The organism is Leptolyngbya sp. BC1307 (genome assembly GCF_002286735.1).
GTDB lineage: Bacteria > Cyanobacteriota > Cyanobacteriia > Phormidesmidales > Phormidesmidaceae > Phormidesmis.
Map to the genome: position 1 here is coordinate 1 of NZ_NRTA01000190.1, position 681 is coordinate 681.

Here is a 681-nt window from a genome sequence, read left to right on the forward strand (position 1 = left end):
ACGTCTTGTTCCATCTGCCGGTGACCAAGAACTGGCTGTACCAGCTGATGCTGGGGTTGGTGCTGATCTGCCACAGCTCCTATCGGGGCGTGGTTGAACTGTTCCGCGATCTATTCGATACGTCCGTTAGCGTTGGCACTGTCCACAACCGGCTTCAAGCCACTGCGGCTACTGCCGCAGAGATCAATCAATCTCAAGACCTTGCTGGCATTAAGGTTGGCCTCCAGGACGAGATTTACCAGGCCAATAAACCTGTCTTGGTGGGCGTTGATGCGGCCTCGACGTACTGCTATTTGCTGAAGGGTGTAGACCACCGTGATGAAAACACCTGGGGTTGGCATCTGCTGGATGTGATGGAGCAAGGCTTCGACCCAGACTACACGATTGCCGATGGCGGTAGTGGACTAAGAGCCGGACAGAAAGCAGTGATGCCTGAAATACCCTGCCATGGTGATGTGTTCCATATCCAGCAGCAGTTTGAGCAGGTGGCCAATGGGCTGGCCCGCCAAGCGCAAGGAGCAACGACCCAGCGAATCAATCTAGAAAAACGGATTGCCAAGGCCAAACTGACCGACAGCATGACTCAGAAGCTGACTATCCAACAGGTGAAAGCGAACCGTCGAGAGGTCGGGCTGGTCACCCGCGCTCAGGATGTCAAGATTATATGCCAGTGGTTCTCCC

General features: G+C 54.8%; 1 pseudogene. It reads left to right on the forward strand.

Going from position 1 to position 681, the window contains the following annotated elements:
• Positions 1 to 681 (forward strand): annotated as a pseudogene (locus tag CKL79_RS23670) (hypothetical protein); the annotation flags it as partial.